General features: G+C 69.3%; 15 protein-coding genes. 4 read left to right on the top strand and 11 right to left on the bottom strand.

The window, feature by feature from the left end; all coding sequences use genetic code 11:
• Positions 1-7 precede the first annotated feature (7 nt).
• Both EHO50_RS34450 and EHO50_RS34445 read left to right on the top strand, forming a co-directional pair.
• Positions 8-979: an LLM class flavin-dependent oxidoreductase gene (locus EHO50_RS34450; RefSeq protein ID WP_128435169.1), complete on the top strand. Its 972-nt coding sequence runs from the start codon at positions 8-10 to the stop codon at positions 977-979.
• A gap of 52 nt (positions 980-1,031) precedes the next feature.
• Positions 1,032-1,409: a hypothetical protein gene (locus EHO50_RS34445; protein ID WP_128435168.1), complete on the top strand. Its 378-nt coding sequence runs from the start codon at positions 1,032-1,034 to the stop codon at positions 1,407-1,409.
• A 128-nt stretch (positions 1,410-1,537) separates the two neighbouring features.
• Here EHO50_RS34445 and EHO50_RS34440 read toward each other — a convergent pair whose 3' ends face one another.
• The 4 genes from EHO50_RS34440 to EHO50_RS34420 all read right to left on the bottom strand — a co-directional run bounded on the left by EHO50_RS34440 (position 1,538) and on the right by EHO50_RS34420 (position 7,963).
• Positions 1,538-2,953: a sugar porter family MFS transporter gene (locus EHO50_RS34440; RefSeq protein WP_128435167.1), complete on the bottom strand. Its 1,416-nt coding sequence runs from the start codon at positions 2,951-2,953 to the stop codon at positions 1,538-1,540.
• Between the two features lie 239 nt (positions 2,954-3,192).
• Positions 3,193-6,840, bottom strand: coding sequence for a chromosome segregation protein SMC (smc, locus tag EHO50_RS34435; RefSeq protein WP_128435166.1), 3,648 nt, complete (start codon positions 6,838-6,840; stop codon positions 3,193-3,195).
• Between the two features lie 253 nt (positions 6,841-7,093).
• Positions 7,094-7,297 carry a hypothetical protein gene (locus EHO50_RS34430; RefSeq protein ID WP_007493378.1) on the bottom strand — a complete coding sequence of 68 codons (204 nt, stop codon included), beginning with the start codon at positions 7,295-7,297 and terminating at the stop codon, positions 7,094-7,096.
• A 384-nt stretch (positions 7,298-7,681) separates the two neighbouring features.
• Positions 7,682-7,963 (bottom strand): acylphosphatase, encoded by a 282-nt coding sequence (locus tag EHO50_RS34420; protein ID WP_128435164.1) that lies wholly within the window; start codon positions 7,961-7,963, stop codon positions 7,682-7,684.
• Between the two features lie 152 nt (positions 7,964-8,115).
• On the opposite strand from EHO50_RS34420, the gene EHO50_RS34415 reads away from it, so the two are divergent.
• Positions 8,116-9,270, top strand: coding sequence for a CAP domain-containing protein (locus tag EHO50_RS34415; protein WP_128435163.1), 1,155 nt, complete (start codon positions 8,116-8,118; stop codon positions 9,268-9,270).
• 3 nt (positions 9,271-9,273) lie between these two features.
• Here EHO50_RS34415 and EHO50_RS34410 read toward each other — a convergent pair whose 3' ends face one another.
• Positions 9,274-9,630 (bottom strand): hypothetical protein, encoded by a 357-nt coding sequence (locus EHO50_RS34410; RefSeq protein WP_246101685.1) that lies wholly within the window; start codon positions 9,628-9,630, stop codon positions 9,274-9,276.
• 150 nt (positions 9,631-9,780) lie between these two features.
• Here EHO50_RS34410 and EHO50_RS34405 point away from each other — a divergent pair, with 150 nt between their 5' ends.
• On the top strand, positions 9,781-10,182 hold the full coding sequence (locus tag EHO50_RS34405) for a winged helix-turn-helix transcriptional regulator (protein ID WP_128435162.1): 402 nt from the start codon (positions 9,781-9,783) through the stop codon (positions 10,180-10,182).
• On the opposite strand, the gene mutM is transcribed toward EHO50_RS34405, so the two are convergent.
• The 6 genes from mutM to coaD form a co-directional block, all read right to left on the bottom strand.
• Complete coding sequence (gene mutM, locus EHO50_RS34400; RefSeq protein WP_128435161.1) at positions 10,155-11,015, bottom strand: bifunctional DNA-formamidopyrimidine glycosylase/DNA-(apurinic or apyrimidinic site) lyase; 861 nt, start codon at positions 11,013-11,015, stop codon at positions 10,155-10,157. The genes EHO50_RS34405 and mutM overlap by 28 nt on opposite strands.
• Positions 11,016-11,123: 108 nt before the next feature.
• On the bottom strand, positions 11,124-11,930 hold the full coding sequence (gene rnc / locus EHO50_RS34395) for a ribonuclease III (protein WP_425472329.1): 807 nt from the start codon (positions 11,928-11,930) through the stop codon (positions 11,124-11,126).
• 7 nt (positions 11,931-11,937) lie between these two features.
• Positions 11,938-12,111 carry a 50S ribosomal protein L32 gene (gene rpmF / locus EHO50_RS34390; protein WP_015657589.1) on the bottom strand — a complete coding sequence of 58 codons (174 nt, stop codon included), beginning with the start codon at positions 12,109-12,111 and terminating at the stop codon, positions 11,938-11,940.
• A gap of 2 nt (positions 12,112-12,113) precedes the next feature.
• Positions 12,114-12,755 (bottom strand): YceD family protein, encoded by a 642-nt coding sequence (locus tag EHO50_RS34385; protein WP_128435160.1) that lies wholly within the window; start codon positions 12,753-12,755, stop codon positions 12,114-12,116.
• A 138-nt stretch (positions 12,756-12,893) separates the two neighbouring features.
• Positions 12,894-13,973: an ATP synthase F0 subunit B gene (locus tag EHO50_RS34380; protein WP_128435159.1), complete on the bottom strand. Its 1,080-nt coding sequence runs from the start codon at positions 13,971-13,973 to the stop codon at positions 12,894-12,896.
• 58 nt (positions 13,974-14,031) lie between these two features.
• Entirely contained in the window at positions 14,032-14,511 is a 480-nt protein-coding gene (gene coaD / locus EHO50_RS34375; protein ID WP_181449745.1) for a pantetheine-phosphate adenylyltransferase, read from the bottom strand.
• Positions 14,512-14,535: the final 24 nt, after the last annotated feature.

Genomic DNA, 14,535 nt, shown 5'->3' with positions numbered 1-14,535 from the left:
GACCCCCATGCCCGTCACGGTCGTACGTTTCAACCTCGTCGAGCCCGACGCCACCCCCGCCTCGCTCGCCGCCCGCTATCAGGCGGCCCTGCAGATGGCCGCGTACGCCGACGAGCACGGCATCACCACCGTGCAGACCGAGGAGCACCACGGCGCCGACAACAACTGGCTGCCGTCACCTTTCGCCTTCGCGGCGGCGGTCTTCGGCGCGACGCGACGGATCGCGGTCACCGTCTCGGCGATCATCGGCCCACTGCACGACCCGCTGCGGCTGGCCGAGGAGATCGCCGTACTGGATCTGCTGAGCGGCGGCCGGCTGGTGACCGTCGCCGGGATCGGGTACCGGCCCGAGGAGTACGCCCTGTTCGACGTGGAGTGGAAGCGGCGCGGCAAGCTCCAGGACGAGCTGCTGGAGACGCTGCTGAAGGCGTGGACCGGCGAGGAGTTCGAGTACCGGGGCCGTACGGTACGGGTCACCCCGCGCCCGTGTACCGACCCGCACCCCCTGCTCCTGGTCGGCGGCTCCTCGAAGGCCGCCGCCCGCCGGGCCGCCCGGCTCGGCCTGCCGTTCTTCCCCAGCGCGCATCTGCCGGAGCTGGAGGCGTATTACAAGGAGCGGCTCGTGGAGTACGGCACCGAGGGCTGGACGATGATGCCGGCCGCGGAGACGCCACTGCTGCATGTCGCCGAGGATCCCGACCGGGCGTGGGCCCAGTACGGAGGGCACTTCCTGCACGAGGCTCGGACGTACGCCTCCTGGCAGTCCGGGGATGTGCGGTCCGCCGTGAAGTCGGGGGCCACGACGGTGCAGGAGCTGCGCGCGGAGGGCGTGTACCGGATCGTGACGCCTCAGGAGTGTGTGGCGCTGGGGTTCGACAACTACGTGCTGCATCCGCTGTCGGGCGGGATGCCGGTGGAGGAGGGGTGGCGGAGCCTGCGGTTGTTCGCGCAGGAGGTGCTTCCGGCGCTGGGCCACTGACCCTCGCGGATATTCGATGGCCCGGCAGGGCGGCGGCTGATCCACTGGGCGCATGAGTCTGCTGGTGGAAGTGTTCGTCCGGGAACCGGACGGGAAGAGGCAGATACTCGACGTGCCGGACGACGTCTATCAGTCCGGCGGCTTCGAGTCTTGGCGTAGGACCGTGTGGGGGTCTCAGTTCGTGCGCTCGCTGGGTGCGCGCTTCCTCCCCGTGCTGGCCGAGCGGGATCTGGAGGTGGAGGCCGAGCAGGTGCCGGAGTTCCTGAGCGAGGTCGCACTGCTGCGTGCCCACTTGGACGCGATCGCTCATGGCACTGAGCACCCGCGGACGGTCGAGGAACACCGGGACGGGATCGAGCTGCGTTTGCGGATCATCGAGGAGAGCGCCCTCAAGGCCGTGGAGATCGGCGGCGGCGTCCTCATCTGGTGACGTACGGAATTCGGTGATGTACGAAACCGCCGCCCCGGCTCGGGCAGTGGCCGAGCCGGGGCGGCGGCGGGGTTACGGGGAGAGGGGCAGCGGGGACTTGGCCCTTCCCCCCGAGTTCGGAGGGCCGGTCAGCCCATCTCCTCCAGCTTCTTGCCCTTGGTCTCGGGCACGAACTTGAGGATGAACGGGATGGAGAGGAAGGCGAACACCGCGTACATGACGTAGGTGAGCGACAGGTTCCAGTCCGACAGGTCCGGGAAGGTGATCGTGATCACCCAGTTGGCGATCCACTGGGCCGAGGCGGCCACGCCCAGGGCTGCGGCGCGGATCTTGTTCGGGAAGACCTCGCCGAGCATGACCCAGACGACCACGCCCCAGGACAGGGCGAAGAAGAGGACGAAGGCGTTGGCGGCGATGAGAGCCACGTAGCCCTGCGCGGTCGGCAGCGGGTCGTTGCCGTTCTGGAAGGAGAAGGCCCAGGCGGCCGCCGCGAGCGAGAGGCCCATGCCGACGGAGCCGATGAGGGCGAGCGGCTTACGGCCGATGCGGTCGACGAAGATCATCGCGATCACGGTGCCGACGATGTTGATGATCGAGGTCTCGAACGAGTAGAAGAACGAGCTCGACGGGTCGACGCCCACGGACTGCCACAGCAGGTTCGAGTAGTAGAAGATGACGTTGATGCCGACCAGCTGCTGGAAGACGGACAGGCCGATACCGATCCACACGATCGGCAGCAGGCCGAAGCGGCCGCCCAGCAGGTCCCGGAACGTGGACTTGTGGTCGCTGCGCATGGCCTGGTCGATCTCGGCGACCCGGCCGTCCAGGTCCACGCCGCCCTCGACGTCGGCGAGCACCTTCTTCGCGTCCTCGACGCGGCCGACGCTGATCAGGTAGCGCGGGGACTCGGGGATGGCGAAGGACAGCAGGCCGTAGATCACGGCGGGTACGAGCATCACGCCGAGCATCCACTGCCAGGCCTCCAGGCCCGCGACCGTGCCGCGCTCCTCACCGTCGGCCATGTTGAGGATGGCCCAGTTGACGAGCTGGGAGACGGCGATGCCGATGACGATGGCGGCCTGCTGGAACGAGGCGAGCCTGCCGCGGTAGGCCGGCGGGGCGACCTCGGCGATGTAGGCCGGGCCGATGACCGAGGCCATGCCGATGGCGATGCCGCCGAGGACACGCCAGGCGGCGAGGTCCCACGCGGCGAACGGGAGCCCGGAGCCGACGGCGCTCACAGCGAACAGCACCGCCGCGATCTGCATGACGCGGATCCGGCCGATGCGGTCGGCTATGCGGCCGGCGATCGCGGCACCGAGGGCGCTGCCGAGCAGGGCGCTGGCGGCGACGGTACCGGTGACGCCCGAGCTGAGGTCGAACCGGGCCTGGATGCCACCGTTGGCTCCGTTGATGACGGAGCTGTCGTAGCCGAAGAGGAAGCCGCCCATGGCGGCCGCCGCGGTGATGAAGACGACGTGCCCGAGATGTTCGGGGTGAGCCGTCCTGGCTCCTGACGTAGGTGCCTGCGCTGTGCTGGTCACGTGTACTCCTCGGGCCACCGGCAACGCTGCCGGGTGGGGGTCAGCCGCTCCAAGTAGTGATACCTGAAGGTAAAAGCAACGTTGCAGAGACTATGCCTTCAAGTTTCGAAGTCAATAGGCGGATGGCTATGAGTTTCGAGACGCGACTAGCTGACGTGTGTTCACTTCTTGAAGTGATGGTGAAAGTGGCTGGGTATGGCCCCGGGTGCTGCCGGCGGGCTCCTACCCCGAAGCCGACCTCAGCGAAGCCGCTGGCTGATGACCTTTGACACACCATCGCCCTGCATGGAGACGCCGTACAAAGCGTCGGCGACCTCCATCGTGCGCTTCTGGTGGGTGATCACGATCAGCTGCGAGGCTTCCTGCAGCTCCTGCATGATGCGGATCAGCCGCTGCAGGTTGGTGTCGTCGAGGGCGGCCTCGACCTCGTCCATGACGTAGAACGGGCTCGGCCGGGCCTTGAAGATCGACACCAGCAGGGCAACGGCGGTTAGTGAGCGCTCACCACCCGAGAGCAGCGACAGCCGCTTGACCTTCTTGCCGGGGGGACGTGCCTCGACGTCGACACCCGTGGTGAGCATGTTGTCGGGATCGGTCAGGATCAGCCGTCCCTCGCCGCCGGGGAACAGCCGGCTGAAGACGCCCTCGAACTCCCGGGCCGTGTCCCGGTACGCCTCGGTGAAGACCTGCTCGACGCGCTCGTCGACCTCCTTGACGACCTGGAGCAGGTCGGCACGGGTCTTCTTCAGGTCCTCCAGCTGCTCGCTGAGGAACTTGTGCCGTTCCTCCAGCGCGGCGAACTCCTCCAGGGCGAGGGGGTTGACCTTGCCGAGCTGCTGGTAGGCGCGCTCGGCGGCCTTGAGCCGCTTCTCCTGCTCGGACCGGACGAAGGGCTTGGGCTGGTTGCGGGGGTGCTCGGGGTCCTCGGGGAGCTGCTCGCCCTCGGCGGCCAGGGAGGGCGGTACGAGCTGGTGCGGGCCGTACTCGGAGACGAGCCCGGCGGGCTCCACGCCCAGCTCCTCCAGCGCCTTGGTCTCCAGCTGCTCGATCCGCATCCGCTTCTCGGCGCCGAGGACTTCGCCACGGTGGACGGAGTCCGTCAGCTTGTCGAGTTCGGCCTTGAGATCGCGGCCTTCGTTTCGGGCGGCGGCCAGCTCCTGCTCACGCCGTGCCTTGGCGGCCTCGGCGGCGGTGCGCTCCGCGTCGGCGCGGGCGAGGGAGACCTCGACGTGCGCGAGGAGTTGGCGCGCGCCTGAGGCGACGGCTTCCGCGACGGCCGCCTCGTGGCGCAGCCGCGCCCGCCGCTGCTCGGCACGCGCGCGTGCGTCTCGCTCCGCTCGGGCGGCGCGGTCGAGGGAGTCGGCACGCCCGGCGAGTCCCTTGACCCGCTCCTCATGCGTACGGACCTGGAGCCGGGCCTCCATCTCGGTCTGCCGGGCGTTGGCGCCATCGGCGGCGAGACGGTCCCGTACCGACGTGTCGGGCTCTTCCTCGACCGGCATCTCCTCGGCCACGGCGAGCCGCTCGGCCAGCTCCTCCACCTCCTGGAGGGCCTTGTCGAGTGCGTCCTGTGCCCGCGCGGCGGCGGCGACGGAGCGCTCCGCTTCGCCCGCCGCGCCCCTTGCCTGGCCTGCGAGCCGGCCGAGCTGCTGGGCCACGGCCGACTTCTCCCGGTCGGCCGCCCGACGCCGCTCCCCCAGCTCTTCGACGAGCGCGGCGGATGCCTTGCGGCGCTCGGCCGCCGCGTGCTGGGCCTCGGTGAGTTCTTCGCAGCGGACGGCCAGCTCTTCCAGCTCGGCGGCGGCCTCGTCCACGGAGGCCTGTACTTCGAGGAGGCTGGGGGCGCCGGCGGAGCCGCCGTGCGCGAAGTGGGCGCCGAGGAGGTCGCCTTCGGCGGTTACGGCGGTGAGGTGGGGGTGGGCGTAGACGAGCTCCTCGGCGTCTTCGAGGGTGGGGACGACGATGATGCCGTGGAGTAGGCGGCGTACGGCGGGCATGAGCTCGGAAGGGCCGCGGACGAAATCTGCCGCGAGACGCTCCGCGGGTTGTGCCGCGACAGGAAGTGCCGCGTCATGTGGTCGGGCGTCTGCGGGTTCATCGTGGCTGGTCGCGCAGTTCCCCGCGCCCCTTTGGGGCGCTGCCGTACCTGCCTCTGTCAGCACTTCCGGCTCCCCCGCCAGCAGCAGCGCCGCTCGACCGCCGTCCTGCTTGCGCAGCAAACGGATCGCCTCCGCCGCGGCGGACGGCGACGTCACCGCGATCGCGTCCGCCGCCGCGCCGAAGGCAGCCGCCAGGGCCACCTCGTAGCCGGGTGTCACCGTCAGCATTTCCGCCGCCGGGCCGAGGAGACCGGTCAGTCGGTCGCGGGCACCAAGCAGTATCCCGGTGCCGTCCTTGCGGCGCAGGCCGAGCGCCAGTGCGTCGCGGCGGGCCTCGGTCGCGGCGCGCCCCCGTTCCACCGCCGTGGCCGCCTCGCGGGCCGCCGTCAGAGCGGCCTCCGCCTCCGCGAGCTGCTGCTTCGCCTCCTCGTGCTGCTCGCCCAGTTCCGCGTCGCCGGCGTCGAGGCCGTCGACCTCGGCCTTCAGGGCCTCGTACTCCTCCTGCGCGGCGAAGGCCCGCTCCTGGGCCTCGTCCCGGGCGGCGGCCAGGCGGTCGATCTCGGCCTGGGCGGAGGCCGCGCGCGAACGGGCCGCGTTGACCTGCCCGTTCAGTCGGGCCAGGCCCTCGCGGCGATCCGCGATGGCACGCGCGACGTCCTTCAGGCGCCGTTCCTCCTGCGCGAGCTCGCGTTCCAATTCGGCACGGTGGGCGACCGTGTCCTCCAGGGCCCGCTCGGCCGCCTCCAGGGCTGCTTCGAGCTCGGCCTCCTGCTCGCGGATGCGGGCGGCCTCGCGCTCCATGTCCTCGGGGTCACGGCCTCGCCGCTCCTCCGGCGGCGCGGACGTCGCGCTCTTCACGCGCGCGTCGGCCAGCGAGATCGTGCCGCGCACCCGCTCGGCGAGCTGGGACAGCTCGTACCAGGTCTGCTGGGCGCGCTGGAGGCGTGGCGTGAGCTGTCGTACCTCGTCCTCCAGGAGCGCCTCGCGCTGGAGCGCCTTCTTCAACTGCTGCTCGGCGGCTTCCTTGCGCTCCTTCAGCGCGGCCTCGTCGGCGACCTCGGCCTGGAGCGCCTCCCGGAGCCGTACGAGATCGTCGGCGAGGAGGCGAAGGCGGGCGTCGCGCAGATCCGCCTGGATGACGGCGGCCCTTCTCGCCACCGCCGCCTGGCGGCCCAGCGGCTTCAGCTGCCGGCGCAGCTCGTCCGTCAAGTCCTGCACGCGCGCGAGGTTGGCCTGCATCGCGTCCAGTTTCCTGAGGGCCTTCTCCTTGCGCTTGCGATGCTTGAGGACGCCGGCGGCCTCCTCGATGAAGGCGCGGCGGCCCATGGGGTCGGCGTGCAGGACGGAGTCGAGCTGGCCCTGGCCGACGATCACGTGCATCTCGCGGCCGATGCCGGAGTCGGAGAGCAGCTCCTGGATGTCGAGGAGGCGGCAGGTGTCGCCGTTGATCTGGTACTCGCTGCCGCCATTGCGGAACATGATCCGCGTGATGGTGACCTCGGCGTATTCGATGGGCAGTGCGCCATCGGAGTTGTCGATGGTCAGCGAAACCTCGGCACGGCCAAGTGGCGGACGGCCGGTCGTGCCGGCGAAGATGACGTCCTCCATCTTGCCGCCGCGCAGCGACTTGGCACCCTGCTCGCCCATGACCCAGCTGAGCGCGTCCACGACATTGGACTTGCCCGAGCCGTTCGGACCGACGACACACGTGATGCCCGGCTCGAACCGGAGCGTGGTCGCCGAGGCGAACGACTTGAACCCACGGAGGGTCAGGGCCTTGAGGTGCACGCCGCTGGACTCTACCTTCCGCCCGGATGTCACTCCATGAACCCACGGTTTCACCGATGAACGTGCAGGGCACACCAGACGTTAAAGAGGGTGAAAGGATGCGCGGGGCATTAAGCCGGGGGCAAGAAAGAAGGGACGCCGAAGCGTCCCTTGCAACTTCTGACGACCGGCGAGCCAGTCGTCTGACAACTACCTAGCGGTTGGATACGGGCCGCCCAACCACTGCTTGTGCTGTTGTGGAGCGATGCAGTGATCAGGTGAGCGCAGGCTCCGCCTGGTGTGCGTCGATGCTCTCCATGATCCTGTCGTGAGAAGCGGCAGCCTGCAGAGCGTCGTTCTCCGCCTGGATTCGTCCGAGTTCGGATTCCAGGTCCTGTACGCGCTGCTGGAGCCGTCGCATCTCGGCGAGGAGTCGAGGGTCGGAGCCGCCGACGTAACCGAGAAGCGCCTTTGCCATGATGGATGGTCCTCCACACTGAGTGACCGACCGATGCGGTGTGGGTCGTGAGGGATTCGCACCCGCGGTTGCTTGGCCAGGCTTGGAGTTGTGCTGCCGTTCAGCCACGCCAAACAGCGAAGGTGCGCGGGGCTTTCAGCGTCTCACCAAAAAGTTTGACGGTCAACACGATCACGCCCCGTATTGGTGGGCAAACCCGGGGGCACACGGCCGAATGGCGGCTGCGCGGCGACTCCTGCGGGCCCCTCGGGGCGTGGCGATCATCCTTACGTGCGGAGCCTGCCACTGCAAGCGGTTCTTGGCAACCACCTGCTCCTTTCTGCTTGGGGCAGTTGCCGGTGGCACGTCTTTCCGCTTGCACCAGGGCCGCTTTACAGATTCGGCTCAGCGGATGGCGAAGCCGTCGTAACCCCCGCGAGGTGTGTCCCAGATCTCGGTGACACCGTCCACGCGCCCGGGCGTGTCGTCACCCTGGAGCCAGTCCAGAAGTCCCTCACAGCCCTTCCGCGAGCCCTCCGCGACGACCTGGACCCGTCCGTCGTCCAAATTGAGAGCAAAACCACTCAGGCCGCCGATCTCGAGCGCCTTGGCCCGCGTGAACCAGCGAAAACCCACACCTTGGACGCGTCCACGCACCCAGGCGACCAGCCGTACATCCTCGCTCATGAGTGCAACCTAACGGGCCAATGTCTCTCGGGGCACTTCCTCCTCTGGCGCCATGCGGTACCGTCCCCACCCAATGAATCCCATATGAAACTCACACGATCGAGTGAGTTCTGTGAGGACGTTGAGACCGCACGGACGAGGAAGGCCAGAACATGGGACGCCACCGACGCTCCGCCGCCGGCCGCGCCGCCACGGGCCGCGCCACGGGGGTCACACATACGGACGGCTCCTATACGGAGGGCCACAACCCGCGGGACTCGTACACGAGCGACCGCCCCGCGACGATGGGCATCGCGCCCTATCTGAACCCGGAGGCGTACGCCGAGGCCTACGCGAAGAGCGACGCCTACCTGTTCGCCTCGGACGACGACTACGACCGGATCACCGGCACCACGACCTTCCCGAGCGACGACACCGAACCCACTGCGGTCTTCCGCAGTGAGGGCTTCACGCCCGCCGGCGACTCCCGGCGGCCCGGGGGCGGCTCGCACCGCCGCCGCAAGAAGAAGGCCGGCGCTCCGGTCAAGACCGGGCTGCTCGGTGTCTCCGCGGCGGTCGCGCTGGGCACGGTCGCGGTCGCCACGGGCGTGGTGCCCGGCATCGACAACTACCAGCTCGGCGGCTCGGGCGGCGCGGACAAGGTGCAGGCCGCCGACACCCCGACCAACTCCGCGAGCGAACAGGGCGGCACGTCCGGCAGCGCCGACAGCCACGACAACGGCGGCTCGACGAGCCGCGACGCCCAGCGGCCCGCCTCGCCGGCCCCGTCGACCTCGTCTGCCGCGCCGACGAAGACCCCGTCGAAGAAGCCCTCGGCCACGCCCAGCAAGAAGCCGGAGGCGAAGGAGACGCCTTCACGTACGGCCACGAAGGCGCCCGAGAAGGAGCCGGAGAAGGAGAAGACCAGCGCCCCCGTGACGGTGTCCGCCGAAGCCGCCGCCGCGGCCGAGGTGCTGAGGCTCGTCAACGACGAGCGCGCACAGGTGGGCTGCAGCGCGGTCGCCGCCAACAGCTCGCTGGCCGATCTGGCCCAGGACTTCAGCGAGGACATGGCCCAGCGCGGCTTCTTCGACCACACCGACCCCAGCGGGGCCTCTCCGTGGGACCGGGCCGCGAAGGCGGGCATAACCGACCTCGGCGGCGAGAACATAGCCCGCGGCCAGGCCGACGCCGCCGCCGTGATGGACGCCTGGATGAACAGCCCGGGCCACAAGGCCAACATCCTGAACTGCGACTTCAAGACGCTGGGGGTCGGTGTGCACTTCGGCTCCGGCGGGCCCTGGTGGACGCAGGACTTCGGGTACTGACGGTCAGTCCTCGGCGAGCCCCAGCGGGCGCAGGGCCGACCTGTAGTCGCCGGTCGCGACGAGGTGGTCGATGACGTGGACCATTGCCGGGATGCCCGGGTCTCGGACGATCAGGTTGTCCCAGCCGTAGAAGTAGCGCCCGCCGAGGTTCTCGCCGGTGTCCTGCCAGCGGTCCATCAGGCGGCGCGCCTCGTCGAGGGTGCAGACGCTCCCCGACCACCGCTGTCCGTCGGCGAACGTGACCCACATGTCGATGTCGCAGACCGCATCGAGGTCCTCCCCCGCGCTCGGGACGAAGCAGATCTCGTACCCGTCCCTGCGCACCCGGTAGAACGGGCCGTCCCACACACCTACCCCCAAGGCGCCGTCCCCCAGCGGCCGGCTCGGTGGGCAGGCTACTGCGGGGACGGCGCGTCGTGCGCGTTCATTACGGCGCCACCCAGGTGGCAAGCGCTAGCTTCTGGTTAGTGCAATCTGCTGGTTAGCGCTATATGCGAGTACGCTTGAGGCATGGACACCACGCAGGAGCGCACGGAGGCGCAGAACCTCCCGTTCGACGTGTTCGCCAAGGCCTGTCCCTCGCGCGGCACCCTGGAGCACGTCACGGGCCGCTGGGGCGGACTCACGCTCGGCGCCCTGTACGACGGCTCGCTGCGCTTCAACGAGCTGCGCCGCCGCGTCGACGGCGTCAGCGAGAAGATGCTGTCCCAGACGCTGCACGCCCTGGAGCGCGACGGCCTGGTGCACCGCGAGGCCCAGCCGACCAATCCGCCACGCGTCGACTACGAGCTGACGCCGCTGGGGCGCGGGGTCGCGGAGCGGCTGCTGACGCTCATCCACTTCGTGGAGGGGCAGATGGACGACGTACTCGAAGCGCGTCAGCGTTACGACGAGACGCGCGGCGCCCGCTGACACTTCGGGCAGAAGTAGCTGGACCGGTTCATCCAGGGCCGCCTGCGCATCGGCGTACCGCACCGCTTGCACGGCAGCCCTTCACGGCCGTACGCGTCCAGCGACCGGTCGAAGTAGCCCGACTCGCCGTTGACGTTGACGTACAGGCTGTCGAAGCTCGTGCCGCCCACCGCGAGGGCGGCGTTCATCACGTCCCTTACGTGGCCCAGGAGTTCGAGGCTGCGCGGGCGGGTGAAGGTCGCGGTCAGGCGGTCGTAGTGGAGGCGGGCGCGCCAAAGGGCCTCGTCCGCGTAGATGTTGCCGACTCCGCTGATCAACGACTGGTCGAGCAGGGCCCGTTTGATCGTGGTGCGCTTGCGGCGCAGGGCCTGGTGGAAGGCCTCGTCGTCGAAGAGCGCGTCGAGGGGGTCGCGGGCGATGTGCGCGATCACGTCGGGCAGGCCGTCGGGGGTGTTGTCGTGCAACGACAGGCCGCCGAAGGTGCGTTGGTCGACGAAGCGCAGTTCAGTGCCGAGGGTGTCCGCGAACCGCACGCGGATCCTGAGGTGCTTCTCGTCGGGCGCGGTGTGCGGCTGGACCAGCAACTGACCGCTCATGCCGAGGTGCGCCAGGATCGACTGGCCGGTGTCCTCCAATGGCAGCCACAGGTACTTGCCGCGGCGGCTGGGGACCCCGATGCGGTGGCCCTTGAGGCGGTGCGCGAAGTCGTCCGCGCCGGCGATGTGCCGGCGTACGGCACGCGGGTGCAGCACCTCGGCGTCGGCGACGGTGCGATGGGCGACCCACCGCTCCAGACCGCGCCGGACCACCTCGACCTCGGGCAACTCGGGCATGACTCCCCCGTACTCCCCCGTGTTCCTACGACCGTGTTTCTACGACTGAGGATATGAGCCGAGCGCCCGGCCCAGGGCGGGCACGGGCGCTCGGATCGCGCTGTTCGGTCAGGCGGAGGCCGACGACGCGTCGGCGTCCGGCTCGGCGGCATCGGCTGCCGCCTTCGCCTGCTTGGCGCGCTCGTCCGCCGCGGCCTTGATGGACCGCCACGCGGATTCCGCGGCCTGCTGCTCCGCCTCCTTCTTGCTGCGGCCGGTGCCGGTGCCGTACGAGACGCCTCCGACGCGGGCGGCAGCAGTGAAGGTCTTCTCGTGGTCGGGACCGGTCTCCGTGACCAGGTACTCGGGGACACCGAGCCCCTCGGTCGCGGTGAGCTCCTGGAGGGACGTCTTCCAGTCCAGGCCGGCTCCGAGGTTCGAGGACTTCTCGATCAGGGGGTCGAACAGGCGGTGCACCAGCTCCGCCGCCGAGTCCAGGCCCTGGTCGAGATAGACCGCACCGATCACCGCTTCCAGGGTGTCGGCGAGGATGGACGCCTTGTCCCGGCCGCCCGTGCCCTCTTCACCGCGGCCGAGCCGGATGAAGGAGCCGAGTTCGAGGCCACGACCGACCTCCGCCAGCGCACGCGAGTTGACCACCGCGGCCCGCAGCTTGGCCAGCTGGCCTTCGGGCAGGTCGGGGTGGGTGCGGTACAGCGTGTCCGTAACCACGAGGCCGAGGACGGAGTCCCCGAGGAACTCCAGGCGCTCGTTGGTGGGCAGACCGCCGTTCTCGTATGCGTACGAGCGGTGGGTCAGCGCACGCACCAGAAGGGCGGACTCGAGCTTGTACCCGAGCCGCCCTTCCAACAGCGTGTGGGACGAGGCCGTGTTGTCCGCTGCGTTCTTCTTAGGCGTGGACACAGTGCCTCTCACCAGCCGCTCAGACCTCGAGGACCTGGCGCTTGTTGTAGGTGCCGCAAGACGGGCACGCAATGTGCTGCTGCTTGGGCTCGTGGCAGCGCTCGCACGCAACCAGGGGGGTGACCGCAGCCTTCCACTGCGACCGGCGGTGGCGCGTGTTGCTGCGCGACATCTTCCGCTTCGGAACAGCCACGGCTACTTCTCCTGCTTCTCGTCGACGCCAGGTTCGGCGCCGCTCTTCTCGTCCTTCTCGCCGTCTCCGAGTGAACCGGCGAGTCCCTGCAGTGCCGCCCAACGGATGTCGACGGCGTCATGGTGGTGGTCCGGGTCGTCCGCGAGGCGTGCGCCGCACTCGGCGCACAGTCCCGGGCAGTCTTCCTGGCACACCGGCTGCATCGGCAGTGCAAGCACCACCGCATCGCGCAGCACGGATTCGAGGTCGAACATGCCGTCCTCGAGAAAGAGCCTGTCCTCGTCGTCCTCGGCGTCGTCGCCGGGTTCCGCATGGTGCACGCGGCCCCGGTCGTCGGCGTCAGGGTACGAGAACATCTCCTGGAAGTCCGCTTCGACGTCGAGCTGAAGCGGCTCCAGACACCTTACGCACTCCCCCTCGGCCTGTGCACGGCCGGTGCCTGTGACAAGCACACCTTCCATGACCGACTCGAGCCGGAGCTCGAGCTCCACCGGAGCGCCTTCCGGCACTCCGACGACCCCTTGGATACCGAAGTCCTTGGGAGCGTCGACCGTGCGGGTCAGGCGCTGCAGCGCACCAGGCCGCCGGCCCAGCTCGTGCGTGTCGAACACGAGGGGGTTGCGGTGGTCGAGGCGGGCTGTCACGCCATTCCTGCTTTCGATCTGCTGAGCTCAGAGGGTTGCTGCCCTGCGGTGTTCCCGGGCAGCGTTGATCGCGGACGTACGCGCGACCGAAGAGCCAGGATACTGGACCTTTCGCTCACGGCCCAATCGGGTGGCCCCTTACTGGCCGCGCCCCTGCTCGTAGGCCCGCAACTGCTCCGCACTGATCATGCTGGTGTCGAAGAGGCTGGTCTCGTCGAGGGCGTAGCCCTGGGTGCCCTGCGAGGTCTGCTGGGCGGCCTGGTGCTGGGGCTGGTTCGGGTCGTAGGCGGCCTGCTGGGGGGCGTAGCCCTGATAGGCGTAGGGGTCGGCCTGCTGGTAGCCGTACGGATCCTGCTGGCCGCCGTAGCCCTGCTGGTAGCCGCCGTACGGATCCGCGTTCTGCTGCTGGTAGCCGTACGCCGGCTGCACGGCCGGCTGCTGGTCGTACTGCTGCTGTTGCTGTGCGGGCTGCTCGGCGGGGGCCGCCGGGGCGTCCTGCTCCGCGAGGGCGGCGAGGTCGGCGAGGTAGTCGGCGTCGCTGGAGTGCTGGACGGTGCTGAGGTCGTCGGCGAGGGCGCCGAGGTCGTCGGTGGCGATACGGCCGTGCAGCTTCTGGCGGCCTCGGCCGACGGCCTCCAGGGTCTTGGCCAGGACCGCCTCGAAGGCGCCGAGCTTGACGTCGACGTACTCGTCGGCGGTGCGGCGCAGGGTCTCGGGGTCGTGGCTGCGCTCGGGGGCGTCCTCGTCCTCGTAGCCCTGCTCGTCGGTGCCGGGGCCGGTGCCGAGGAGTTTCTCGCGGCCGCGGCCGACGGAGCCGAGGGTCTTGGTGAGGACGACCTCGAAGTTGGCGAGCTTGGAGTCGACGTAGTCGTCGGCCTCCGCACGGATGTCCTCGGCCTCCTTGCGGGCCTCGGCGAGGATGCGGTCGGCCTCGGCCTGGGAGCGGCGGGCGACCTCGGTGTCGGAGATCAGGGAGCCGCGCTCGGCGTGCGCGGAGTGGATGATCCGCTCGGCCTCCTGACGGGCCTGCTCGACCATCTGCTCGCGGTCGCCGATCAGCTCCTGGGCCTGGGCGAGGGAGCCGGGCAGGGCCTCGCGGACCTGCTCGAGCATCGAGAGCAGTTCGGCTCGGTTGACCACGCACGAGGCCGACATGGGCATCGACCGGGCACCCGAGACGGCCGCGACGATCTCGTCGAGCTTCTTCTGTACGTCCACCGTGTGCTCGCCACTCTCTACAGCTGTGATGGAGACGGACGGGACGACTGTAGCCCCATCAGTCCCTGCGGAGGCGCTTGTTCAGGGCTTCGAGGACCACGGGCGGCACCAGGTGGGAGACGTCCCCGCCCCAGGTGGCGACTTCCTTGACGAGCGAGGAGGACAGGAAGCTGTAGGTCGGGTTGGTCGGCACGAACAGCGTCTCGACGCCGGACAGGCCGTTGTTCATCTGGGCCATCTGCAGCTCGTAGTCGAAGTCGCTGACCGCGCGCAGGCCCTTGACGATGGCGGGGATGTCTCGCTGCTTGCAGAAGTCGACGAGGAGGCCGTGGAAGGCCTCGATCCGCACGTTCTCGTACTCGGCCGTGACCTGGCGGATCAGGTCGAGCCGTTCGTCGACCTCGAACAGGCCCTTCTTGGCCTTGTTGATCATGACTGCGACGTAGACCTCGTCGTACAGCCTGGAGGCGCGGGAAATGATGTCGAGATGTCCGTTGGTGATCGGGTCGAACGACCCGGGACAGACGGCGCGGCGCACTAGTGATCCCTCGCTCTCCGGTCC

The sequence above is a fragment of the Streptomyces cyaneus genome, assembly GCF_004028635.1.
GTDB classification, from domain to species: domain Bacteria; phylum Actinomycetota; class Actinomycetes; order Streptomycetales; family Streptomycetaceae; genus Streptomyces; species Streptomyces cyaneus.
This window is presented reverse-complemented; position numbering and strand designations above follow the sequence as displayed.

Excerpts from the sequence above, each read along its gene's own strand:
- EHO50_RS34450 (WP_128435169.1), top strand. The coding sequence starts at position 8 with ATGCCCGTCACGGTCGTACGTTTCAACCTCGTCGAGCCCGACGCCACC.
- EHO50_RS34445 (WP_128435168.1), top strand. The coding sequence starts at position 1,032 with ATGAGTCTGCTGGTGGAAGTGTTCGTCCGGGAACCGGACGGGAAGAGG.
- EHO50_RS34430 (WP_007493378.1), bottom strand. The coding sequence starts at position 7,297 with ATGGCAAAGGCGCTTCTCGGTTACGTCGGCGGCTCCGACCCTCGACTC.
- EHO50_RS34420 (WP_128435164.1), bottom strand. The coding sequence starts at position 7,963 with ATGAGCGAGGATGTACGGCTGGTCGCCTGGGTGCGTGGACGCGTCCAA.
- EHO50_RS34415 (WP_128435163.1), top strand. The coding sequence starts at position 8,116 with ATGGGACGCCACCGACGCTCCGCCGCCGGCCGCGCCGCCACGGGCCGC.
- EHO50_RS34405 (WP_128435162.1), top strand. The coding sequence starts at position 9,781 with ATGGACACCACGCAGGAGCGCACGGAGGCGCAGAACCTCCCGTTCGAC.
- mutM (WP_128435161.1), bottom strand. The coding sequence starts at position 11,015 with ATGCCCGAGTTGCCCGAGGTCGAGGTGGTCCGGCGCGGTCTGGAGCGG.